The organism is Streptomyces sp. AK02-01A (assembly GCF_033795305.1).
Classification (GTDB): Bacteria; Actinomycetota; Actinomycetes; order Streptomycetales; family Streptomycetaceae; genus Streptomyces.
The window spans coordinates 1-22,773 of the sequence record NZ_JARBAE010000062.1 but is presented as its reverse complement, the minus strand read 5'-3'; the positions used below and the strand labels follow the sequence as shown (position 1 = coordinate 22,773).

At 70.8% G+C, this 22,773-nt stretch carries 21 protein-coding genes, 1 tRNA gene and 1 riboswitch; of the genes, 5 read left to right on the top strand and 17 right to left on the bottom strand.

Annotated features, from left to right (window positions below; all coding sequences use genetic code 11):
* Positions 1-92: 92 nt before the first annotated feature.
* A tRNA-Ser gene (locus PV679_RS33325) sits at positions 93-173 on the bottom strand.
* Between the two features lie 244 nt (positions 174-417).
* The gene (locus tag PV679_RS33320) at positions 418-1,773 is read right to left on the bottom strand and encodes a peptidase C39 family protein (protein WP_319684682.1); all 1,356 of its coding nucleotides are present in this window, start codon (positions 1,771-1,773) and stop codon (positions 418-420) included.
* Between the two features lie 206 nt (positions 1,774-1,979).
* On the opposite strand from PV679_RS33320, the gene PV679_RS33315 reads away from it, so the two are divergent.
* A complete protein-coding gene (locus PV679_RS33315; protein ID WP_319684680.1) occupies positions 1,980-2,642 on the top strand; it encodes a hypothetical protein in 663 nt (220 codons plus the stop codon).
* Between the two features lie 360 nt (positions 2,643-3,002).
* Complete coding sequence (locus tag PV679_RS33310) at positions 3,003-4,892, top strand: AAA family ATPase (protein WP_319684678.1); 1,890 nt, start codon at positions 3,003-3,005, stop codon at positions 4,890-4,892.
* Between the two features lie 29 nt (positions 4,893-4,921).
* On the opposite strand, the gene PV679_RS33305 is transcribed toward PV679_RS33310, so the two are convergent.
* From PV679_RS33305 to PV679_RS33255, 11 genes are all read right to left on the bottom strand, one after another.
* On the bottom strand, positions 4,922-6,022 hold the full coding sequence (locus PV679_RS33305; RefSeq protein WP_319684677.1) for a hemolysin family protein: 1,101 nt from the start codon (positions 6,020-6,022) through the stop codon (positions 4,922-4,924).
* Positions 6,019-7,422, bottom strand: a complete 1,404-nt coding sequence (locus tag PV679_RS33300) for a hemolysin family protein (RefSeq protein ID WP_319684675.1) — start codon at positions 7,420-7,422, stop codon at positions 6,019-6,021. The genes PV679_RS33305 and PV679_RS33300 overlap by 4 nt, the downstream gene beginning before the upstream one ends.
* Positions 7,423-7,617: 195 nt before the next feature.
* Positions 7,618-8,082: a PH domain-containing protein gene (locus PV679_RS33295; RefSeq protein ID WP_319684673.1), complete on the bottom strand. Its 465-nt coding sequence runs from the start codon at positions 8,080-8,082 to the stop codon at positions 7,618-7,620.
* 24 nt (positions 8,083-8,106) lie between these two features.
* Positions 8,107-8,955 carry an ATP phosphoribosyltransferase gene (gene hisG, locus PV679_RS33290; RefSeq protein ID WP_319684671.1) on the bottom strand — a complete coding sequence of 283 codons (849 nt, stop codon included), beginning with the start codon at positions 8,953-8,955 and terminating at the stop codon, positions 8,107-8,109.
* A gap of 69 nt (positions 8,956-9,024) precedes the next feature.
* On the bottom strand, positions 9,025-9,297 hold the full coding sequence (locus PV679_RS33285; RefSeq protein WP_319684669.1) for a phosphoribosyl-ATP diphosphatase: 273 nt from the start codon (positions 9,295-9,297) through the stop codon (positions 9,025-9,027).
* A 70-nt stretch (positions 9,298-9,367) separates the two neighbouring features.
* Positions 9,368-9,853 (bottom strand): 6,7-dimethyl-8-ribityllumazine synthase, encoded by a 486-nt coding sequence (gene ribH, locus PV679_RS33280; RefSeq protein WP_319684667.1) that lies wholly within the window; start codon positions 9,851-9,853, stop codon positions 9,368-9,370.
* 78 nt (positions 9,854-9,931) lie between these two features.
* On the bottom strand, positions 9,932-11,263 hold the full coding sequence (locus tag PV679_RS33275) for a bifunctional 3,4-dihydroxy-2-butanone-4-phosphate synthase/GTP cyclohydrolase II (RefSeq protein WP_319684665.1): 1,332 nt from the start codon (positions 11,261-11,263) through the stop codon (positions 9,932-9,934).
* Positions 11,260-11,910 (bottom strand): nicotinamide mononucleotide transporter family protein, encoded by a 651-nt coding sequence (locus PV679_RS33270; protein WP_319684663.1) that lies wholly within the window; start codon positions 11,908-11,910, stop codon positions 11,260-11,262. Before PV679_RS33270 ends, PV679_RS33275 begins: the two co-directional genes overlap by 4 nt.
* Positions 11,907-12,515, bottom strand: a complete 609-nt coding sequence (locus tag PV679_RS33265; protein ID WP_319684662.1) for a riboflavin synthase — start codon at positions 12,513-12,515, stop codon at positions 11,907-11,909. The genes PV679_RS33270 and PV679_RS33265 overlap by 4 nt, the downstream gene beginning before the upstream one ends.
* Positions 12,516-13,604: a bifunctional diaminohydroxyphosphoribosylaminopyrimidine deaminase/5-amino-6-(5-phosphoribosylamino)uracil reductase RibD gene (gene ribD / locus PV679_RS33260; protein ID WP_319684696.1), complete on the bottom strand. Its 1,089-nt coding sequence runs from the start codon at positions 13,602-13,604 to the stop codon at positions 12,516-12,518. It abuts the gene before it with no gap.
* Between the two features lie 176 nt (positions 13,605-13,780).
* Positions 13,781-13,911, bottom strand: a riboswitch (FMN riboswitch).
* A 152-nt stretch (positions 13,912-14,063) separates the two neighbouring features.
* Positions 14,064-15,242, bottom strand: a complete 1,179-nt coding sequence (locus PV679_RS33255) for an ROK family transcriptional regulator (RefSeq protein ID WP_319684660.1) — start codon at positions 15,240-15,242, stop codon at positions 14,064-14,066.
* 139 nt (positions 15,243-15,381) lie between these two features.
* Here PV679_RS33255 and PV679_RS33250 point away from each other — a divergent pair, with 139 nt between their 5' ends.
* Complete coding sequence (locus PV679_RS33250; RefSeq protein ID WP_319684658.1) at positions 15,382-16,596, top strand: MFS transporter; 1,215 nt, start codon at positions 15,382-15,384, stop codon at positions 16,594-16,596.
* Here PV679_RS33250 and PV679_RS33245 read toward each other — a convergent pair.
* Positions 16,556-17,008: an acyl-CoA thioesterase gene (locus PV679_RS33245; RefSeq protein ID WP_319684656.1), complete on the bottom strand. Its 453-nt coding sequence runs from the start codon at positions 17,006-17,008 to the stop codon at positions 16,556-16,558. The genes PV679_RS33250 and PV679_RS33245 overlap by 41 nt on opposite strands.
* Positions 17,009-17,805: 797 nt before the next feature.
* Here PV679_RS33245 and PV679_RS33240 point away from each other — a divergent pair.
* Positions 17,806-18,735: a TIGR03619 family F420-dependent LLM class oxidoreductase gene (locus tag PV679_RS33240; protein WP_319684654.1), complete on the top strand. Its 930-nt coding sequence runs from the start codon at positions 17,806-17,808 to the stop codon at positions 18,733-18,735.
* Between the two features lie 95 nt (positions 18,736-18,830).
* Here PV679_RS33240 and PV679_RS33235 read toward each other — a convergent pair whose 3' ends face one another.
* The 3 genes from PV679_RS33235 to PV679_RS33225 all read right to left on the bottom strand — a co-directional run bounded on the left by PV679_RS33235 (position 18,831) and on the right by PV679_RS33225 (position 21,992).
* Positions 18,831-20,537, bottom strand: a complete 1,707-nt coding sequence (locus PV679_RS33235; RefSeq protein WP_319684652.1) for an NAD(P)/FAD-dependent oxidoreductase — start codon at positions 20,535-20,537, stop codon at positions 18,831-18,833.
* 47 nt (positions 20,538-20,584) lie between these two features.
* Entirely contained in the window at positions 20,585-21,382 is a 798-nt protein-coding gene (locus PV679_RS33230) for a carbon-nitrogen hydrolase family protein (protein WP_319684651.1), read from the bottom strand.
* Between the two features lie 154 nt (positions 21,383-21,536).
* Positions 21,537-21,992, bottom strand: a complete 456-nt coding sequence (locus tag PV679_RS33225; protein WP_319684649.1) for an Lrp/AsnC family transcriptional regulator — start codon at positions 21,990-21,992, stop codon at positions 21,537-21,539.
* Between the two features lie 195 nt (positions 21,993-22,187).
* Here PV679_RS33225 and PV679_RS33220 point away from each other — a divergent pair, with 195 nt between their 5' ends.
* Entirely contained in the window at positions 22,188-22,586 is a 399-nt protein-coding gene (locus PV679_RS33220) for an ATP-binding protein (RefSeq protein ID WP_319684648.1), read from the top strand.
* Positions 22,587-22,773: the final 187 nt, after the last annotated feature.

Sequence of the window (22,773 nt, the reverse complement as noted above, 5' to 3'; positions counted from 1 at the left end):
TCGCGTGGAGGGGAGGCGCGGCGGAGGGGTGCCCGAGATCAGAGTCGGAGACGGAGACAAGATGCTGGGCCGCTGCACCACAGCCCGGCCGGGGCCGGACCGCCAGGATTCGAACCTGGGTCCTCTTTTTTGCAGAAAGAAGTATCCGTCGCCTGCGCACCGGGCACCCCGGCGCTGTGCCTCCCGAGATCGAAGCGGCGGCGGTTCCGCGGGGGTCGAGCCCGCGCACCGTGAGGTGCTTCCTCGCAAAAAGTAACCGCAGCCCTCGCACCGGAAGGTGCTTGTGAGATGACCTTATAAGTCGGCGCGGACGCGGCACATTGATTTATTTCGCCGAGCCGGCCGCTCGGACCGCGCCGGTCAGCCGGTGAAGCGCGGCCCCTCGCGGTGTGCGCGAGGGGCCGGTGCGGGCCGGGCTCAGAGCAGCCCGACGGAGATCAGCGCGGCCCTCTGCCGCGCGGTCGGCCGGGCGGGCCAGTAGACGTAACAGACACCGCCGGTGCCGGACGCCACGCCACCGGTCGCGTTGTACCGCTTGGTCCTCAGCCAGATGGTCTCCCACTCCTGGCGCCGGTAGATCCGCCGTACCGCGTTGTTGTCCGGCGAAGCCGGGTCGTTGGCGATGACATCGCCGCTGTCCGTGAAGCCGATCACGGTCATGAGATGGCCGGAGGTGCCGTAACCGGCTCCCGTCAGCTCCTCCTTGAGGAAGGACTGCGAGGTGATCACGGGGATGCCCGCCCGGATCAGCGTCTCCACCTGGGAGAGCGAACCGAGCCGGGTGACGGCGGCGCTCAGATCCTGGTACGTGGCGGCGTACGCGGCGTTGAAGGGCCAGTTGCCGCAGCCCTTGTACTGGTAGTCGTAGGTGAACCGGGCCGCGTGGCAGACCTGCGGGTCGGCGAAGCCGGGATTCACCCAGGCGAGTTCCTCAGCCGTGGGAGTCCGGCCCCAGGACTCGATGATCATCTGCGAGGAGGTGGGGCTGCACCACGCCTCGCCGCCGTTGTCGTACTCGGGATACTGCCCGGCGTGGGTGTTCTGCGAGTAGCGCGGCACGGACAGCTCACGGGCGAGACCCGGCGTGGAGGCCGGCACGGTGAACCGGTCCGGGATGTCCGACGCCATCGCGCCGACCCGGTGCACGACGGGCGTGAGCCCGCTGCCCGGCGTGCGGTAGAGGGTGAGGCGCAGCCGGTACGTGACGAGGCGCAGCCCGGAGGCCGGGTCGTCCATCGAGAAGGTGTCGGTCCAGACGGTGCTGCGGCCGTCGGTCTGGTCGTCGACGGAGGTGCGGCGGATGTCGCCCGCACCGTCTCCCGCCGTCCAGCGGCCCATGACGTACCAGGGTGTCTCCGTGCCGTCGCTGTAGCGCCCGCTCAGCTCGATCTGGAGCCAGGTGCCGGCCGGTGTCCTGGCGTTCCAGGAGGCGATCACCTCGGTGGCGGGGACCTTCGAGCGGTGCGACGGCGACGTCCAGCTCGCGTACTCCCAGGTGGTGGTCTTCCCGGTGTGCGGATCGGCGTAGTCGGTGCGGCCCGCGGGGACGTCGATGACCAGAGCGGGCCGGGCGCCGGCCACGGCCCTGGTGCCGCTGTGCGTACCGGAACGCCAGTCCGCGTACGAGGTCCAGAACGAGTTCTCCACAAGAGGCCTGACGCGGACGGATGACGGCGGGACGGCGGCGGCGTGCGCCGCGCCGGCGCCCGCCGCGGCCGCCGCGGCCCCGAGAGCGGCGGCGAGCACGGTTCTGCGCGAAGTAGGACTGGTCAAGGGAACCTCCGGTCGAAGGCGGCGAGACGACGGCTGCCCGGCAGTCGCCCACTATGGTGCCTCGCGCCGGGCTTCTGCCAGCGATTCGAACCGCGTCGTCCGAGCAATATTGGTCTGCACCAGTGGCGTGACCTGCGGTGGTACCTGCGGTGGTACGGAGGGACGCGGCCGAGGCAGGTACGCGTGCGCCTCGTAGGCTGGGCCGGATGAACGATCCCAGCGGCGCCGCGTCGCGCGCCGGACACATCGACGACGCCGTGGTGTCGGAGCTGCGTGCCCTGCCGGCCTCCTGCGGTCCGGTGCGGCTGATCGCGGTCGACGGCCACGCCGGCTCCGGCAAGAGCACCTTCGCGGCGCGGCTCGCGGTGGCGCTCGACGGCGCGCCCGTACTGCGTCTGGACGACATCGCGACGCACGAGGAGCTCTTCGACTGGACGGAGCGGCTGACGGCACAGGTGATCGAGCCGCTCTCGCGCGGCGCGACCGCGCGCTACGCGCCGTACGACTGGACGCTGCGGCACTTCACCGCACCGCGCTCCCTGGCTCCCGCGCCGCATGTGATCGTCGAGGGCGTCGGCGCCGGGCGCCGGGCGCTGCGGCCGTATCTCGCGCGGCTGCTCTGGATGGAGCGGGACGCGGCGGAGTCCTGGGAGCGAGGACGCCGACGGGACGGGCCCGCCCAGTCGGCTTTCTGGAACGGCTGGACAGCGGCGGAGACTCGCCATTTCGCGGCCGACCCGTCCCGTCCCTTCGCCGATGCCCTGGTACACGAGGTACGGGAGGGGTATGTGGTGCGCGTGGGACGCCATTTGAACGCGGGACCGAACCAGATCATCACCCACCGTGATCAGATGCCTCCGCCGTACTGAGCGCCCGCGAATCACCCCCGCGAGTGCCCCAACCCGGCTTGACCGGGGAGCGGGACAGGTCTTACGTTCTCATTGTGCGGCTTTTCGGAGCCGTCCCAGACGCGAAGCCCCCGGTTGTTCCCCCGTGACCGGGGGCTTCGTTCTGTCCTCTTCGCCGCTTTTCCGGCGCCACACCCGCTCTCTCGCTCACCGTGGGTCACCACGGTGGCCGCTCTCCGGTGCCCTTAGTCGCACACACTCCGCGCAGGTACGATGCCTCTCGGTGCGGTCAATTCCCGTCCGCGAGAAGGTGGTTCGGCACGCTGCCCACGGGCGCCCGCCCGGCGGGACATCACGGGGGCACGGTTTGTGGGGGACCTGATGGACATCGGCACGCAGGGCACGCAAGCCCCGGCCGACCTCGCCTGGATGCGTGGCGTGGACGCCTACACCATGGGGGCCTATCCCCAGGCCGAGGAGGAGTTCAGGGCCGCCGTACGGCTCGATCCCGCGATGGCGGACGGCTGGCTCGGGCTGCACGCGCTGCGGGTGGACACCACCACCGCACTGCTCCAGATGTACCGCCACCGCGACCGCTTCGGCGAGCAGCGCACCCGCCACCGGCGCACGCTGAACTCCTGGTACTGGCTGGGCTGGTGGGTCCAGCCGGTGCTGGAGAGCGGTCGCGATCTGCTGCTCGCCCACGCCTCGCACTGGCTCGACGGCCGGCATGTGCCGGAGCTGGACCGGGCGCTCGCGGGCCTGCCGCCCGTCGACGCCGATCCGCAGGTGCGCTTCCTGCACGCCTGCCGCTCCTATCTGGTCAAGGACTGGGACCAGTTGGTGCGCCACACCGAGGCGCTCGTGGACGACCCGCTGCTGGGCATCGAGGCGGGGCTGTTCGGCGGGATGGCCCGGGTCAGACTTGAGATGTACGGACAGGCCGAGCCGCTGCTGTCCACCGCTCTGATGCGCTGCCGCAGCGAGCAGCCGCAGCGCAAGGAACTGCGGTACTGGCTGGCGCGCGCCCATGAGGGCACCGGCCGCAGCGCGGCGGCTCTGCCGCTGTACCGGGCCGTGCACCGGCTCGATCCGGCGTTCATGGACACTGCGGCCAGGCTCGCGGCGATCACCGATTCCGACGGATACGACGGCCCGGACGATCCGGTGGGCCTCGCCTCGGTGGCCCTGACCGGCTTCGGCCAGGACGCCATGGACGCGCGCAGCGAGCCGGAGAGCCCGCCCGGCTCCGATCTGCTGATCGACGGAGCGGTGGAGCCGCAGTTCGGCGGCGCCGGCACGGCGGCCGACGACGTACGGGAGAAGGTCCCGCCACCGGCGCAGCCCGCTCCGCCGCCGTTCCCGGAGGGCCCGACCGATCCGGTCCTGCTCGCGGACGCCTTGGCGGAGCTGGAGCGGATGGTGGGCCTGGAGCCGGTGAAGCGTCAGGTCAAGGCGCTCTCCGCGCAGCTCAACATGGCCCGGCTGCGGGCGGGCCAGGGACTCCCGGTCCAGCCGCCGAAGCGGCACTTCGTCTTCTCCGGTCCCTCGGGCACCGGCAAGACGACCGTCGCGCGCATTCTCGGCCGGATATTCTACGCCCTCGGGCTACTCGGCGGCGATCATCTGGTGGAGGCCCAGCGGGCCGATCTGGTCGGTGAGTTCCTCGGCCAGACCGCCGTCAAGGCGAATGATCTGATCGACTCGGCGCTCGGCGGTGTGCTCTTCGTCGACGAGGCGTACAGCCTCTCCAACTCCGGCTACAGCAAGGGCGACGCCTACGGCGACGAGGCCCTTCAGGTGCTGCTGAAGCGGGCCGAGGACAACCGCGACCATCTCGTGGTCATCCTGGCCGGCTATCCGGAGGGCATGGACCGGCTGCTGGCGACCAATCCGGGGCTGTCCTCCCGCTTCACCACCAGAGTCGACTTCCCGAGCTACCGGCCGCTCGAACTGACCGCGATCGGCGGTGTCCTGGCCGCGGAGAACGGCGACGTCTGGGACGAGGAGTCGGTGGACGAGCTGCGCTCGGTCAGCGGGCATGTGGTCGACCAGGGATGGATCGACGAGCTGGGCAACGGACGCTTCATACGCACGCTCTACGAGAAGAGCTGCGCCTACCGCGATCTGCGGCTCTCCGGCTACAGCGGTACGCCCACCCGTGACGATCTGGCCACGCTGCGGCTGCCGGATCTGATGCAGGCGTACGGCGAGGTGCTCTCGGGCCGCGGTCCACTGAACCGCGGCCCCCAGGACCCGCCGGGGCCATGACCTGACCGCCGCCGGGTCCCGGGAGCGGCTCAGCGTGCCAGGACCTGGTCCGCCTGGTCGGAGCGCTGTTCACCGACCAGCGCCCCGGGCGGGACGCGCCGGCGGTGGGACGGGTCCCGTACCTCACCGACGAGCATTTCCAGTACGTCCTCCAGCGCCACCAGTCCGAGGACCCGGCCGGAGGCGTCCGCGACCTGGGCGAGATGGGTGGCCGCGCGGCGCATCACCGTGAGCGCGTCGTCCAGCGGGAGTTCCGCGCGCAGCGTCGCCATCGGCCGCCAGACGTGCTGCGGGACGGCCCGCTCGCCGGCCTCCAGATCCAGTACATCCTTGACATGCAGATATCCCATGAAGACTCCGCCGCTGTCCGCGCACACCGGGAAGCGGGAGTAGCCGGTGCGTACCGTCAGCTCCTCGATCTCGCGCGGAGTGACCGCCGGGGTCACGGTCACCAGGGAGGCATGGGTGAGCAGCACATCGGTGACCGGCCGGCTGCCCAGCTCCAGGGCGTCCTCCAGCCGTTCCTGCGCCTCGGGTTCGAGCAGTCCGGCCTGGCCGGAGTCCTCGACGAGCCGGTTGAGCTGCTCGCTGGTGAAGACCGCCTCCACCTCGTCCTTGGGTTCGACGCGGAAGGCCCGCAGCACCAGCCGGGCGCAGGCGCCGAGACCGGCCGTGACCGGACGGCAGAGCCGGGCGAAGCCGACGAGGCCGGGTGCGAGCCAGAGCGCGGTCTTCTCCGGAGCGGCCATGGCGAGGTTCTTGGGAACCATCTCACCGATGACGAGATGCAGGGAGACGACCAGAGCCAGGGCTATGACATAGCCCAGGGGATGGATCAGGCCCTCGGGCAGGTGAACCACGTGGAAGAGCGGCTCCAGCAGCCGCGCCACCGTCGGTTCGGCGACCGCGCCGAGCGTCAGGGAGCAGACGGTGATGCCGAACTGCGCGGCGGCCATCATCTGCGGCAGATGCTCCAGCCCGTGCAGTGTCTGTCTGGCACGGGCTGAGCCGCGCGCGGCGTGCGGCTCGATCTGGCTGCGGCGCACGGAGACGAGAGCGAACTCGGCTCCGACGAAGAAGCCGTTGGCCAGGACCAGCAGGAGAGCGAAGACGAGTTGCAGGGCGTTCATCGGGTGCCCTCCGCCGTCGCCGGGACGCCGGCCGGGGCGGCGTCCGGCGCGGCGTCCGGCGCGGCGTCCGGCGCGGTACCGGCCGGGATGTCGGAGAGGCGTACCAGTCTGACCCGCTCGGCCCGGTAGTGGTCCACCTGGCGGACCGAGAGCCGCCAGCCGGGAAGCTCGGCCTTGTCGCCGGGGGCCGGGATGCGGCCCAGCAGATCGGCGACGAGGCCGGCCACGGTCTCGTAGGGCCCGTCGGGCACGTCGAGTCCGATCCGCCGGAGGGCGAGGACCCGGCAGCTTCCGTCCGCCTCCCAGGCGGGTCTGCCGTCCTCAGGCGCGACGGGAGCCAGTTCCGGCCGTCCGTCGCCTTCGGCGTCGTGCTCGTCGCGGACCTCGCCGACCAGTTCCTCGATGATGTCCTCCAGGGTCACGACCCCGGCCGTCCCGCCGTACTCGTCGACCACGACGGCTATCGGCTGTTCGCTGCGCAGCCGCTCCAGGAGCTGCTGCACGGGCAGTGTCTCCGGTACCAGGAGCGCCGGGACGGCGATCCGTCCGGCCTGTGTGCGCAGCCGTTCCGCCACCGGAACCGCGAGCGCGTCCTTGAGATGCACCATCCCCACGACCTCGTCGATCCGCTCCCGGTAGACCGGGAAGCGGGACAGACCGGTGGCCCGGGTGAGGTTGAGGACGTCCGCCGCCGTCGCGTCGGACTGGAGAGCGCTCACCTTCACACGGGGTGTCATGACGTGCTGCGCGGTGAGCCGGCCGAGCGAGAGAGTCCGTACGAACAGATCGGCCGTGTCCTGTTCGAGCGTGCCCGCCTGGGCCGAGTGACGGGCCAGGGAGACGAGTTCGCCAGGGGTCCGCGCGGAGGCGAGTTCGTCCGTCGGTTCCACGCCCAGCATCCGGACGAGGCGGTTGGCGACCGTGTTGAGCAGGGAGATCACCGGCCGGAACAGGGTGGCGAAGAGATGCTGCGGGCCCGCCACGAACCGTGCGACCTGGAGCGGCCGCGAGACCGCCCAGTTCTTCGGGACCAGCTCGCCGACCACCATCTGGACGGCGGAGGCCAGCAGCATGCCGATCACCACCGCGACCCCGGAGACGGCCCCTTCGGGCAGCCCGGTCGCGGAGAGCGGCCCGTCCAGTAGCCGGGCCAGCGCGGGCTCGGCGAGCATGCCGACGACGAGCGAGGTGATGGTGATGCCGAGCTGGGTGCCGGAGAGCTGGAACGACAGCTCCCGCAGTGACGCGACGACCGTCCGCGCGCGGCGGTCACCGGCGGCGGCGGCGCGTTCGGCGTCGGACCGGTTCACCGTGACAAGGCCGAACTCGGCCGCCACGAAGAACCCGTTGGCGAGGATCAGAAGGAACGCTGCGGCGAGCAGCAGAAGGGGGATGGTCATGCCGCCGCCTCTTCGAAGGGGGCGGCGCAGGTACTACCGGACGATCCGTCCATTGCTGGAGGGAGTCACTCCTCGGGTCGCAGGTGCCCCACGGGCCGGTCGTGGCCGTCGGGTGCGGGGCGGGGCGCGCTCGGCGCCACCGCCACCAGAGTAAACAAGACAGGCCGGCAAATGGAGAGCAGGAGGGCGTGCGGCTCAGCCGTTGTCGGCGCCGGCGCCCCGGGCCTCGGCGAGCGTGCGCAGAGCGCGGGCGTCACGGATGGCGTGCGCCTTGGCGATACCGGGCTGGATGCCCAGTACGGGCAGGCTGCTGCCGTCGCTGAGGTCCAGGAAGACCCAGGGGTCACCGGGACGCAGATTGACCCGCAGGATCTCCGCCCAGGCCAGTCGGCGCGTACGAGTGAGGTTGACGATTGTCACACCGGCGGCGTCCGCGACGACCTTGGGACGGCTGAGCAGCGCCAGCACACCGAAGAACAGCAGGGCCGTGAAGATGAAACTCAGCCGCTCCTCCGCGCTGAGCTGCTCCAGCAGCAGACCGACGGCCGTGATCACGGCGAACATGACCGTGCCGACGGAGAGCAGGACGGCCCGGGTACGGGTCGGCCGGAAGGTGACCGGAAGCACGGGCGGTCCGGTCGCAGGCGTGGGGGCTGGCATGAGTTCTCGCTCTTCCAGGGGACGTCAGAGGCGGCAGGCGTGGATGGCCGTGGTGAGGATGGCGCGGGCGCCCAGCTCGTAGAGATCATCCATGATCCGCTGCGCGCCCTTGGACGGGACCATCGCGCGGACGGCGACCCAGCCCTCGTTGTGCAGCGGGGAGACGGTCGGCGACTCCAGGCCGGGGGTGAGGGCGACGGCGCGCTCCAGGTGCTCCGCGCGGCAGTCGTAGTCCATCATCACGTACGTGCGGGCGACGAGGACTCCCTGGAGCCTGCGCAGAAACTGCTGCACCTTCGGCTCGTCGGCGTCCGCGCCGGTGCGGCGGATGACAATGGCCTCGGAGGTCATGATCGGCTCGCCGACCACTTCGAGGCCCGCGTTCCGCAGCGAGGTGCCGGTCTCCACCACATCGGCGATGACCTGGGCGACACCCAGCTCGATGGCGGTCTCGACCGCGCCGTCCAGGTGGACGACGGCGGCGTCGACGCCGTTGTCCGCGAGGTGCTTGGCGACGATGCCCTCGTAGGAGGTGGCGACGGTCATCCCGCCGAATTCCTCGACACCGCCGGCGGTGCCCGGCTTGGTCGCGTAACGGAAGGTGGAGCGGGCGAAGCCGAGCGGGAGGATCTCCTCGGCGCTCGCGCCGGAGTCCAGCAGGAGATCGCGGCCGGTGATGCCGATGTCGAGGCGGCCGGAACTCACATAGATCGCGATGTCGCGGGGCCGCAGATAGAAGAACTCGACCTCGTTGTCGGGGTCGACCAGGACGAGTTCCTTGGACTCCTTGCGCTGCTGGTAGCCGGCCTCATGGAGCATCGCCGACGCAGGTCCGGACAGTGAACCCTTGTTGGGGACGGCGATGCGCAGCATGAGGTCGGATTCCTTTGTGCGTAGGGGTGGTGGGATCGGGCGGGCCGTACGGGATGCCTGGGCGCGTGCTCAGAGATGGGCGTACACGTCGTCGAGGGAGATTCCGCGCGCCACCATCATCACCTGGACGTGGTAAAGGAGCTGGGAGATCTCCTCGGCGGCGGCTTCTTTGCCCTCGTACTCCGCGGCCATCCAGACCTCGGCCGCCTCTTCGACGACCTTCTTGCCGATGGCATGCACGCCCTTGCCCACCAGTTCGGCGGTGCGGGAGGTGGCCGGGTCGCCGTTGGCGGCCTTCTGCTGGAGCTCGGAGAAGAGCTCCTCGAACGTCTTCTTGGACATGGTGACGCTCACTTTACGCGGCCGGGTGACAGCGGCGCGAAGCGCCTCCCTCCCGCCGGAGGTGCCCTCCTCAGCGCCAGGGTTCGGCGACGGTACGCAGCGTGGCCGCGGTGGCGACGGCGGCGGTGACCGCCTCGTGGCCCTTGTCCTCGTGCGAGCCTTCGAGCCCGGCCCGGTCCAGCGCCTGCTCCTCGTTGTCGCAGGTCAGCACGCCGAAGCCGATCGGCACTCCGGTGTCCACCGAGACCTGGGTCAGGCCCTGGGTCACGCCTTGGCACACATACTCGAAGTGCGGGGTGCCGCCCCGGATGACGACACCGAGCGCGACGACCGCGTCGTAACCGCGCTCGGCCAGCACCTTGGCGACCACCGGAAGCTCGAAACTGCCCGGGACCCGCAGCAGTGTCGGCTCGTCGATGCCGAGTTCGCGCAGTGCGCGCAGCGCGCCGTCGACGAGGCCGTCCATGATCTTCTCGTGCCACTGCGCCGCGATCACGGCGACCCGGAGGTCTCCGCAGTTCTTCACACTCAGTTCGGGTGCGCCGTTGCCGCTCACGTCTCTCCTTGAAGCTTGTTCTTGTCGGTTCCGCGGGTCTTACAGGTCTTACGGTCCTACGGGTCTCGCGTACGGCTCCTACTGGTTGCCGCAGGCGGCGGCGTCCAGCCAGGGCAGGTCGTGCCCCATCCGGTCGCGCTTGGTCCGCAGATAGCGGAGATTGTGCTCTCCCGCCTGGACGGGCATCGGCTCGCGTCCGGTGACCCGGAGTCCATGCCTGACGAGAGCGGTGGTTTTGTCCGGGTTGTTGGTCATCAGCCGCAGGCTGTGGACACCGAGGTCGTCGAGGATCCGCGCGCCGGCCGCGTAGTCCCGGGCGTCGGCGGGCAGGCCGAGTTCCAGGTTGGCGTCCAGGGTGTCGCGACCGCGCTCCTGGAGTTCGTACGCGCGCAGCTTCGACAGCAGCCCGATGCCGCGGCCCTCATGGCCGCGGAGATAGACGACGACTCCGCGGCCGGCCTCCGTGATGCGCTCCATGGACGCCTGGAGCTGAGGGCCGCAGTCGCAGCGCAGCGAGCTGAAGATGTCACCGGTGAGGCATTCGGAGTGGACCCGGACGAGCACGTCCTCGCCGTCGCCGATCTCTCCGTGGACAAGGGCGACATGCTCCACTCCGTCGACCGTGGAGCGGTAGCCGTACGCGGTGAACGCTCCGAAGGCGGTGGGAAGCTGGACCTCGGCCTCGCGGCGGACGGACGGCTCGGAGCTGCGGCGGTAGGCGATCAGATCCTCGATGGAAATGATCGTCAGGCCGTGCTTGCGGGCGAACGGGATGAGATCGGGCAGGCGCAGCATCACACCGTCCTCGCCCGCGATCTCCACGATCGCGCCGGCCGGACGCAGACCGGCGAGCCGCGCCAGATCGACGGCGGCCTCGGTGTGGCCGTCGCGTTCCAGCACGCCGCCGGGCCTGGCGCGCAGCGGGAAGACATGTCCCGGCCTGACGAGGTCACCTGGCCGCGTGTCGCCCGTGGCGAGCAGCCGCAGCGTGGTGGCCCGGTCGGCCGCGGAGATACCGGTGGTGACGCCGTACTCGGGCGCCGCGTCGACGGAGACCGTGAAGGCGGTGCGCATCGACTCGGTGTTCTGGCCGACCATCTGCGGGAGTTCGAGCCGGTCCAGCTCGGCGCCTTCCATCGGCGCGCAGATCAGACCGCGGCACTCGCTCATCATGAAGGCGACGATCTCGGGAGTGGCCTTCTCGGCGGCGATGACGAGGTCGCCCTCGTTCTCGCGGTTCTCGTCGTCGACGACCACGACAGGACGGCCGGCGGCGATGTCGCGTACGGCCTGCTCCACCGGGTCCAGGGCGAGGTCCTCCGCGTTGTCGGTGGAGTACCAGGTGAACGCCGGAGGGTCGGCTCGGGGCGTGTCCGAGGCGGCGGTGGCGTACGGCGAGCGGGAGTTCATACCGCTGCTCCTTCCATGGGCAGGGCGTGGGCGCGGGAACGCAGCCACCAGTCGCGCATTCCCCACAGCACGAGGACGAGATAGATCACGTACACGAAGCCGGAGAAGGCGAGTCCGCTGCTGAACGCGAGCGGTACGCCGACGATGTCGACGAGCAGCCAGGCGAACCAGAACTCGACCAGGCCGCGGGCCTGGGCCACCATCGCGGCGAGGGTGCCGACGAAGATGTACGCGTCGGGCCAGGGGTTCCAGGACAGTTCGGGCACGGCGACGAACAGGCCGCCGACGGCGAGGGTGCCGAGGGCCGTACCGCCGAGGAGCACTCCGCGCTCGCGCCAGGTGGCGAAGCGGACGGCGATCGAGCCGTCCTGGGCCTGCTGCCTGCCGCGCCGCCACTGCTGCCAGCCCCACAAGGCCACTCCGATGACCAGGAGTTGCTTGCCGACGCCGCCGCTGAGCTGGGCGGAGGCATACGCGCCGACCAGGATGACGCCGGACAGGAACTGGGCCGGCCAGGTCCAGATCGAGCGCCGCCAGCCGAGCGCGAGCGCGGCCAGACCGATGGTGTTGCCGATCATGTCGGACCACAGGATGTGCTGATCGAAGGCCGTGAACGCCTCGCCGTTCAGCCAGGACAGGGCACTCACCGTGCGGACTCCTCGGATCCGGGGCCGAGCAGCCGCTCGACGTATTTCGCGATGACGTCTACTTCCAGATTGACCGGGTCGCCCGGTCCCTTGATGCCGAGTGTGGTCAGCGCGAGGGTGGTGGGGATGAGGCTGATGGTGAAGTAGTCGGGGCCGGCGTCGACGACCGTGAGGCTGACGCCGTCCACGGTGATCGAGCCCTTCTCGACGACATAGCGGGTGAGACCGGCCGGGAGCGAGATCTTGACGATCTCCCAGTGGTCGGAGACCTTGCGCTCGACGATGGTGCCGGTGCCGTCCACATGGCCCTGGACGATGTGGCCGCCGAGGCGGCCGCCGACGGCCATCGGCCGTTCCAGGTTGACCTTCGAGCCGGTCTCCAGCGCGCCGAGGCTGGAGCGGTTGAGTGTCTCCGCCATCACATCGGCGGTGAACTGGCCTTCTTCGAGGCCGACAACGGTGAGGCAGACGCCATTGACGGCGATCGAGTCGCCGTGTTTCGCGCCGTCGGTGACGACGGCGCCGCGCAGCCGGAAGCGCGAGGAGTCACCGAGGTTCTCGACGGCGGTGACCTCACCCAGTTCTTCGACGATTCCGGTGAACACTCAGCGCTCCTTTGTGACGGGTGTGACAGGTACGACGGATGTGACAGGTACGGGGATGGCGGTGACGCGCAGATCGGCGCCGATCCGGACGCTCTCCGTCATCCGGAGACGCAACGCCTCGGCGATGGTGGTGATTCCGGCGCCGGAGAGGGCCGCGGGGCCGGCGCCGAGCAGGACCGGGGCGAGATAGCCGACGACCTTGTCGACGGCGCCCGCGGCGACGAAGGACCCGGCCAGGGCCGGGCCGCCTTCGAGGAGTACGGAGCGGACGCCGCGCTCGTACAGCGCGGCCAGCAGGGCCGGGACGTCCAGTCCACGGGCGGCGCGGGGCAGCCGTACGACGTCCTTGAGATGTCCCGCGTCGGCGTCCTCGGCGACGGCGATCAGCGTGGGCGCGGCGTCGTCCAGGACGCGGGCGCCGGGCCGGACGGCGGTGGCCTCGGTGTCGACGACGACACGCAGCGGCTGGACGGCGCCCTCGACGCCGCGTACCGCGAGATGCGGGTCGTCGGCGCGGGCGGTGCCTGAGCCGACCACGACCGCGTCGGCCTCGGCGCGCAGCCGGTGGACATCGGCGCGGGCCTCGGCGGAGGTGATCCAGCGGCTGGTCGAGTCGGCGGCGGCGATCCGGCCGTCCAGCGTGGCCGCGTACTTCCACAGGACGTGCGGACGGCCGCGCCGTACGGAGGTGAGCCAGGCGGTGTTGCCCGCCTCGGCCTCCTCCGCGAGCAGTCCTGCCTCGACCGTGATCCCGGCCGTGCGCAGGGTGGCCGCGCCGCCACCGGCCTGCGGGGTCGGATCGGCGACGGCGTACACGACGCGGGCGACACCGGCGTCGATGAGCGCCTGGGCACAGGGGCCGGTGCGGCCGGTGTGGGCGCAGGGTTCGAGGGTGACGTACGCCGTGCCGCCGCGGGCGCGTTCGCCGGCGGCGCGCAGTGCGTGGATCTCGGCGTGCGGGCCGCCCGCACGCTGGTGGAAGCCTTCGCCGGCGAACAGTCCGGAGGCGTCGAGGATCACGCATCCGACCACCGGGTTGGGACGGGTGAAGCCAAGTCCGCGAGCGGCGAGCGCGACGGCTCGGCGCATGGCGTCGGCGTCGGTGACGGCTTCCGTGACCACCGGGTCCTCCTGCCTCTTCGGGCACGGACTCCGGGGCCTGTCGATGACGACAGAGAAGCGGGAACACACACGGCGACGCCGAGGCCGAGGAGTTGGTTCGTCCGAGAACGACCCACCGACGGTGGCGTACCGGTGACGGCCCGCCGCGCACTGCCTCCCATCCGGACTTTCACCGTCGGTCCAGGAATTTCACCTGGTCAACCGGCCGCTGGATGCGGACGGGTCGCGGACTATAACCGCCGGTTCGGAATTACACCGACCCCGGAGTGCGCTGCTTCTGGTACGGAACCAGTGTGCCACGCCGGATCGTCGCCCATACGGGTGGTCTCTGTGGGCTGGCTCACAGGAAGCTCCGTGCGAGTCAAGCGCCGGCCGGCGGGCCGGCGCGCGGCGGCGGCGTACGGCGTACGGGCCGTACCGGCCGGCTCATGCCCCGGGAGCGAACAGCTCGTCCTGCGCCGCGTCCCGCGCCGTCAGCAGCGCGCCTCGCAGCACGGCCACACCGCCGAGCGTCCCGGCTCTGACCTCCGTACGCAGCGGAGACATCGCGGCCACCCGGTCCTCGACCCGGGCGGCCAGCGCCTCACCGCCCGCGTGCCCGACCTCACCGGCCAGCACGATCCTGCCGGGATCGAGGACGGCGCTCACCGCCGCCGCTGCGATGGCCAGCCGGTCGGCGAGGGCGTCGAGGAACGCGCCGCCTTCCCTGCCCGCCGAGATGGCGGCTCGCACCTGCGCGGCCGCGGGCGGTTCCTGCGGCGCGGGAACGGCCGAGATGCCGTGTTCCAGGGCCAGTTCACCGATGGCCGCCGATCCCGCGAGGGCATGGAAGCCGCCGCCGCAGTCGACCGCGGAGGGCAGTCCCGAGGTGCCGGGCACCGGCAGGAAACCGATCTCGCCCGCGCCGCCCGAGGCGCCCCGGCGCAGCTTGCCGTCGAGCACGACCGCCGCGCCCACGCCGTGGCCGAGCCAGAGCAGCACGAAGGTGTCCTGGCCGCGTGCCGCGCCGAGCCGCTGTTCCGCGAGTGCGGCGAGATTGGTCTCGTTCTCCACCAGGACATTGGCGGGCAGCCGGTCCTGGAGCGCGGCGACGAGCCGCCGGTGCCAGGCGGGCAGTCCGCTGGTGTCGCGGAGCTCGCCGGTGGCCGGGTCGACGAGGCCGGGAGCGCCGATGCCGACACTGTGCAGCCGTACCGCGCCGGCTTCGCGGGCCGTGCGTTCCAGCAGGGCCGCGGCCTGCTCGACGGCGGCACCGGCGGCGGTGTCGCTGCCGATGGGCAGGGCCGCCTCGGCGAGCGTGGTGCCCAGCAGATCCGCGACGACGACGGACACGCTGTGGGTGCGCACATCGAGGGCGGCGAGATGGGCACGGCCCGCGACGATCCCGTACAGCCGGGCGTTGGGACCGCGGCGCCGGTCGCTCGTCTCTCCGACGATCTGGACCAGGCCGGAGTCCTGGAGCCGTTCCACCAGATCGGCGACGCTCGGTCGGGAGAGCCCGGTCAGTGTCTTCAACTGTCCTGCCGTCAACGGGCCTTCCTGCTGGAGCAGTCGCAGGGCGAGCCGGTCGTTGATGGCCCGGGCGGTGCTCGGGGATGCGGCCATGCCGGGATCCTTTCAGATCGCTTCGGTGACGCGCCCTATTTATCAGGCAGGGTTCCTGATAATTTACTCCGGCACCGAGGAAAGGTGCGTCATGGGTGCGTCCGGGATGTGCGCGCCTCTCAGAGGAGGACGAGGCGGGATGCCGGCTGAAATGATCTACGACAAGGCGAGATTGCGGCGCGCGCGGCTCGCCGTCGCCGCGGTCTTCTGTGTGCATGGCGCCGTCACCGGCAGTTTCGCCACGCGTATCCCGTGGATCCAGGACCATGCCGGGGTCAGCGCGGGGCAGCTCGGGCTGGCCCTCGCCTTCCCGGCGCTCGGCGCGTCGCTCGCGATGCCGCTGGCCGGCACGGTCAGCCACCGTTTCGGCGCGCGCAACGCGCTGCGCGGACTGCTCGCCCTGTGGACCCTCGCGCTGATCCTGCCGTCCTTCAGCCCCAATGTCTTCGCTCTGTGCGCCGCCCTGTTCGTGTTCGGGGCGAGCGCGGGCATGTCGGACGTGGCGATGAACGCCCTCGGCGTGGAGGTCGAGAACCGTCTCGACAAGTCGATCATGTCCGGCCTGCACGGCATGTGGTCCATCGGCGCGCTGCTCGGCTCCGCCGGCGGCACTCTCGCCGCGCATCTCGGCAGTGACGCGCGGCTGCATCATCTGCTCGCGGCGGCCGTGCTCACGGTGCTGGGCCTGGTCGCCTGCCAGGAGGTACTGGATCTGCGCAGCGCGCCCGACGCCGAACCGCCGCCGCGTTTCGCGCTGCCGCCGAAGTCCGCGCTGATCATCGGCGCCGTCGGATTCTGCGCGGTCTTCGCGGAGGGCGCGAGCATGGACTGGTCGGCGGTCTATCTCAGGGACGTGCTGGACACCTCGGCCGGCACCGCCGCGGCGTCGACCACGGCGTTCGCGCTCACCATGGCCGTCGCACGGCTCGTGGGCGACCGAGTGGTCGACCGGTTCGGCGCGGTGCGGACCGTACGGACCGGCGGCCTGCTGGCCGCGGCGGGCGGACTGCTGGTGGTGCTCGCGCCCCATCCGGCGGTCGCCATGGGCGGCTTCGCGCTTCTGGGACTGGGAGTGGCCGTGGTCGTACCGCTCGCCTTCGCGGCCGCCGGCCGCAGCGGCCCGAATCCGAGTCAGGCCATCGCCGGTGTGGCGACCATCACCTACACCTCCGGGCTCATCGCGCCCTCCGCGATCGGCACCGTCGCCGACGCGACCTCGCTGGTGGTGTCCTTCGGGCTGGTGACGGTGCTCGCCCTGGGGCTGGTCGTGGGAGCCGGTGTGCTGCGTACGAGCGACCGGCGGGCCGCGGCGGTCAGTGCTCCGGGCGCGACAGTTCCCGACCCGAGGACCTGAACTCCTCGCTCCAGGGCGTGGGGCGCAGCGTTGCCGGATCGAGCCGGACGAGGACACGGCTGCCGTGCGCGTAGGTCACCGAGCCGTCGGCCGAGCAGAAGCGGAAGCCGTAGGTGAGTCCGGTGGTGCCGATCCGCTCCAGCCAGAGGTGGACTCCGTACGCGCCGGTGCGGTTGACCGGCCGCTCGTAGATGACGCGCAGTTCCCTGACCGCGTTGCAGGCGTCGCCCGCCGCGGCCCAGTCGCCGTCGAAGCCGAGTCCCCGCTCCTGCCAGTAGGCGGTCCAGGCGCGCTCGGCCATCAGCGGATAACGGGCGTTGTGGAGCAGCCCGAGCGCGTCGAGATCGTCGAAGTGGACGGAGACGGGGACGAGAGCGCCGTACTGGAGCACGGGCGGGGCTTCGGCGGTCACGAGTGGGACTCCTGGGCTGCTGGGACGGGCGTCGCCTCATCCTAAGCGGCCGCTCAGGAGCCTTTCCTCGGGGTGACGCCGACCGTGTGCGGCGAGAGAGCTCGGCGGCCCAACGCCTTGGCCAGGCGGGCTCGGCCGGTGGCCGAGCCGCGGAGGAACGCGAAACGGCAGGGCTGTCACCGCTCGTCAGGACATCCGCCATCCGCCGGGCTCACCCTGGACGACGTGCGGGTGTGCCCGCCGTGCTCGGAAGGCGATGTGGCCGCCGCACCGCCCTCGGACAAGGGCCCGCGGGCCGCGCGGGAACGGTCCTCGACAAATGGATCGCCGCCCGGACCGAGGCCCGCGACCGGCTGGAAGCCGTGCTCCGGGCGAAGACCAGCGATCGGATCCGCCCGGTGGCCTGACCAGTTGTCTCACCGCCGAGGGTGAAGAACGGGCACGGCAGGAGGAGACAGCCTGAATCAGACATGTCTCCCGCACAGCTGAAGGACCTCACCACCCCCGTGGGTGAGGTCCTCGCCTCTCCCGGCCGCACTGCGGTCCGGACACACCCATCGTGGACGGCCGGCCTGACGGAAACCTTGGGAAAACCTTGAATGGCCGGGCTCCCCGGCGAGGCCCTCGACCGAGCAAGGATCATCTCCTTGGTCACCGACCGGGCCCGCCGCCGGTGCCTTCTCGTACGGCTCAACCGAACACTGCCCCCGAATGGCCCGGCGCGCCAGTCGTTTTGTCAACAACCGGCCCTCCTACGGTATTTAACCTCGTTGTTGTCCGCACAAAGGGGTGTACGCATGCCGCTCAAGCTGGGTCTCGGTCTTCCCCAGATGAAGCAGTACGACATCGGCCGCGACGTGGCCACCGTGGCGCGGGCCGGTGAGGAGGCCGGCTACGAGAGTCTGTGGGCCTTCGAGCGGGTCCTCTTTCCCGAGCGGCCCGTCCAGGGGCTCTACAACATCCCGGGAATGCCCTGGCCCGATCAGTACCGCTCGGTCGCCGACCCGCTGGTGACGCTCGCGCTGGCGGCCGCGGCCACCGGGCGGGCCCGGCTCGGCACGAGCGTCCTGATCGCGCCGTTGCACGTGCCCTTCCAGCTCGCCCGTTCGCTCGCCTCACTGGATGTCGCGAGCGGCGGCCGGATGATCGCGGGTCTCGGCACCGGCTGGTCGCTGGACGAGTACGCCGCCGCGGGCGTGGCACCGTTCGAGAAGCGCGGCGCGGTGCTCGACGAGCTGCTCGATGTGTGCGCGGCCGTCTGGGGCCCGGATCCCGTCTCGTACCGGGGCGAGCTGACCACCATCACACCGTCCGAGGTCGGCCCGAAGCCGGTCCGTCCCATCCCTGTCTATCTGCCCGCGACCAGCACACGCGCCGCGCGCCGGCTGGTGGACCGGGCCGACGGCTGGGTGCCGGTGGCCATGGGCGCCGCGCGGCTCGCCGAGCAGTGGCGGCAGATCCGGGACCTGGCCGCCGAGCGGGGCCGGGAGCGGCCCCTCGACGCCTGCGCCCGCGCCAACGCGCGGTACAGCGCCGCTCCGTACGAGGGAAAGGACCGCCGGCCCTTCCACGGCAGCGTGGCGCAGATCGTCGAGGACCTGGTGGCACATGCCGAGACGGGCGTATCGGAGATCCTGCTGGACCTCCAGAGCACGACACGTGACGCGGCGGAGCTGACCGACGTGGCGGTGGAGGTGTACGCGGCGGCGCGTGCGGCGGGCGTCTGAGCGAGCGGTGCTCGTGCCCGGGAACCGCCGTCCGGCGGCGGTGGCCTCCGGTCGGTCCTGGAGCGGCGGTGGCCGTGGAACAGACCGGAGCCCGGTCAGTCCTCGGGAAGCTCGACCGGGGCGATGTCGTCATAGACATCGCCCGGCCCCGGGTTCGTCGCGTCCGTGGCACCACCGAAGTGGTTCATCACACCCCACACCGCGTTGAGCGCCGTCTGTACCGCGCCCTCGGCCCAGCCCGCCGTCCAGGAGATGTCATCGCCTGCCAGGAAGATGCCCCGCTTGTCCGCCGGCAGCCGGTCCTGCATGAAGTGCGTGAACAGGCGCCGCTGATAGCGGTAGTGACCGGGCAGATTGGCCTTGAACGCGCCCATGAAATACGGCTCGTTCTCCCAGGACACCGTGACGGGACTGCCGATGATGTGTCGGCGGATGTCGACCTTGGGATAGATCTCGCGCAGCGAGTTGAGCATGACCTCCATCCGCTCCTCGGCCGAGAGCGGCAGCCACTTCAGGCTGTCGTCGCACCAGGTGTACGACAGACAGATGACGGCCGGCTTGTCGGGGCCGTTGTCCAGCAGATAGGTGCCGCGCGTCATCCGGTCGGTGAGCGTCATCGACATCACATCGCGCCCGGTGGGCCGCCCGGTGTCGTCGACGGCCTCGTCCAGCCAGAACGGCCGGTCGACCGGGACGAACAGCTTGGAGGACTCCATGTAGTGGGTGCGCTCCATCGCCGTCCAGTGGTCGATCGGGAAGAGCGAGTCGTCGCACGCGATCTTGGAGAGCAGCAGCCAGGACTGCGCGGTGAAGACCGCGGCCCGGAAGGTACGGATACGGCCCGAGGCGTCCGTGACGGTGATCCGGTTGCCCGCCGTCCGGTGCAGCCGGGTCACCGCGGGCCGCGGCTCACCGCCGTGGAGCGAGGACAGTGACGTCCCGGCCGGCCAGTGTGTGATCTTCCTCGGCTCGCGCTCCCACAGCCGCAGCGGGAGCTGCTGGCTGCCGCCGGTGATGGAGCGGTGGTGGTCGTCGGCCTCGGTGTAGACAACCCGCAGGATCTCCAGGATGGAGTTGGGGAAGTCGGTGTCCCAGCCGCCGGTGCCGAATCCGACCTGGCCGAAGATCTCCCGGTGGCGGAAGGATCTGAAGGCCGGCGAGTCGCAGAGGAAGCCGTAGAAGGTCTGGTTGTCGAGCTTCTCGACCAGCCGCGACCAGATCTCGCGGATGCGCGGGACGTCGCGCTCGCGCAGCGCGCGGTTCATGTCGGAGAAGTCCGCGCCCTCCTCCAGACAGGTGTTCCAGGCGTCCATCACATCGCGGTAGACCTGCGGCAGTTCGTCGATGGTCCTGGCGTAGTGCGACTCGCCCTTGAGATCGACCACGGTCGACGGCGTTCCCGGCGCCAGCGGGTTGGGAAACGGCCGGGTCTCCAGTCCCACCAGATCGATGTAGTGCTGGAGCGCGGTCGAGGAGGGCGGAAAACGCATCGCGCCCATCTCGGCGGTCAGCTCCGGGTCGGAGCCCTCGAAGCCGACGGTACGCAGCCGTCCGCCGATCCGGTCCGCCTCGTACACCACGGGCCTGAGGCCCATCTTCATCAGTTCGTACGCCGCGACGAGGCCGGAGAGTCCGCCGCCGATGACGGCGACCTCGGCGCCGTGCTCGGCCGCCGGTATCTGGCCGAGGCCGGCCGGATGAGCCAGGAAGTCGTCGTACGCGTACGGGAAGTCCGGCCCGAACATGGTGATCGGCGGCTGCGCGCCGGCGTGCTGGACGGCGTTGGGCACCGTGGATGTCATGGGGTGCGGACTCCTTGTACGAAAAGTTCTCGCGCGCTCTGGCGGGCTCAGACGAGGGACGTGTACAGACCGGGGCGGCGGTCCCGCAGATACGGATTGGCCTCGCGCGAGGCGCTCAGCAGCCCGGGATCGGCCTCGCCGAGGACCAGCTCCTCGCCGCGTCCGGCCCGCGCCCGGGCGGCGCCGTCGGGCCCGGCGAGACAGCTCAGCCCGACGAACTCGAACGCGCCTTCCTGGCCGGTCCTGTTCACATACGCGACATACATCTGGTTCTCGAAGGCCCGCACCGGTACGAGGGATTCCGCGACGAACTCGAACGGATGCATCTGCGCGGTGGGCACCAGCAGCAGATCCGTACCGGCCAGAGCATGCGCCCTGACGTTCTCCGGGAATTCGACGTCGTAACAGATCATGATGCCGAGGCGCAGTCCGGCCAGCTCGGCCTGGACGAGGGGCCGCTCACCCGGTGTGAACCATTCACGCTCGAAGCCGCCGAAGAGATGGGTCTTGCGGTAGTTCGCGAGCCGCTCGCCGTCGGCGGCGATGAGCTGCGCGGCGTTGAAGATCCGCTCGCCGTCGCGCTCGGGATAGCCGTACAGCACGGCGAGTCCATGGCGTACGGCGATCTCGGCGACGGACCGGGCTCCGGGACCGTCGGCGGGCTCGGCCAGCCGGGGCACGGCGTCACCGATGGCGTATCCGGTCAGGAACATCTCGGGGCAGACCAGCAGCCCGGCGCCGGCGGCGGCGGCACGGCCGGCCGCCTCGTCGAGCACCGTGAGATTGCCGGCGACCGAACCGGGTCGTCCGGAGCTCTGGAGCAGGGCGGTGCGCAGCGGCGGCATGGCTGACCTCGGACGGTGCGAAGGGGTTCCGGGCGGACGCCATGACGGTACGGTCCAGCCGTCGGCCCGGACAAGACGCGACCGTTGCGGGTGGACCATCGATCCGTTGCGCGATAGGCCGTCCGTGCGGCGATTCGTTGCACGGGACCTTTTCTCAGGCCGGTGAGCCTGCCGAGAACCGTCTGAGCAGCGGCGAGAGGACCAGTACCGACTTGGTGCGTTCCACGAACGGCTCACCGGCGATCCGTTCCAGCACCTGCTCGAAGTGGCGCATGTCGGCGGCGAAGACCTGGACGATCGCGTCGGCCTCACCGGTGACGGTGGAGGCGGACACAACCTCCGGATAGCGCTCCAGGCCCCGGTGAATGGCCTCGGGCGAGGTGTTGCGGCCGCAGTAGATCTCGATGAAGCCCTCCGTCTCCCAGCCGAGCGCGGCCGGGTCCACCCGTACGGTGAAACCGGTGATCGCGCCTTCGGCGCGCAACCGGTCGACGCGCCGCTTCACGGCGGGCGCGGAGAGACCGACGAGGGAGCCGATGTCCGCGTAGGAACGGCGGGCGTCCTCGGCGAGGGCGTGGACGATGCGTTCGTCGAGATCGTTGAGTCGCACTGCTGGTGGTTCACTTCTCTGCGGTGGCCGGCCGTGCGAGGCCGGTGGCGGGAGGCCGTAACGGAAGTAGAACACGGGCCCGGCCCGGTGGGTGCGGCCCCGGCCCGGCCGTCCCGGCGAGAGGTGCCCGTCCGGCGTTCGGTGGAGTGGAACCGGTGCCGGTGAAAAGGTGATGACGGGGTAGGCGAGGCGGTGATGAGTAATGAGCCGCAGGTGGTGGTTGTGGACTCGTCGCACCGGGACAGTGCGGCGGCTCGCGGTGTCGCCGCCGAATTCCTGAAGCAGCACTGTCCGTGGGCGGATCTGGACGCGGTGCTGCTGGTCGTCTCCGAACTCGTCACCAACGCCATCCGGCACACCTCGGGATGGTGGCGGCTCCATCTCACCGCCGAGAAGGAGACGTTGATCGTGGACATCGACGACTCCAGCCCGCTGCCGCCGGTCGCACGCCGGCCCGACTTCGCCGGCGGAGGCGGGTTCGGCTGGCCCATGGTGCTGGAACTCGCCGGTCAGGTCGAGGTCAGGCCACTGCCGGACGGCAAGCGCGTGCAGGCGGTCTGGCAGCGGCGGTCGGTCATGGCCCCGGCGTGCTGAGCACGTACGGCGGAACGCTCACTCCGTACGCGCGGGGGCGTCCCATGACCGTGGGACGCCCCTGACAGGCCTTAGGGCGTGTTTCGAGAGTAGCGCCGTCCGCCCCCTGGGGCGGGGCTCGCGGCGTCTGGTGCGTGCGATCGCAAGGCGGAGGATCGTTCGCGTACTGGACGTACTGGGACGACTC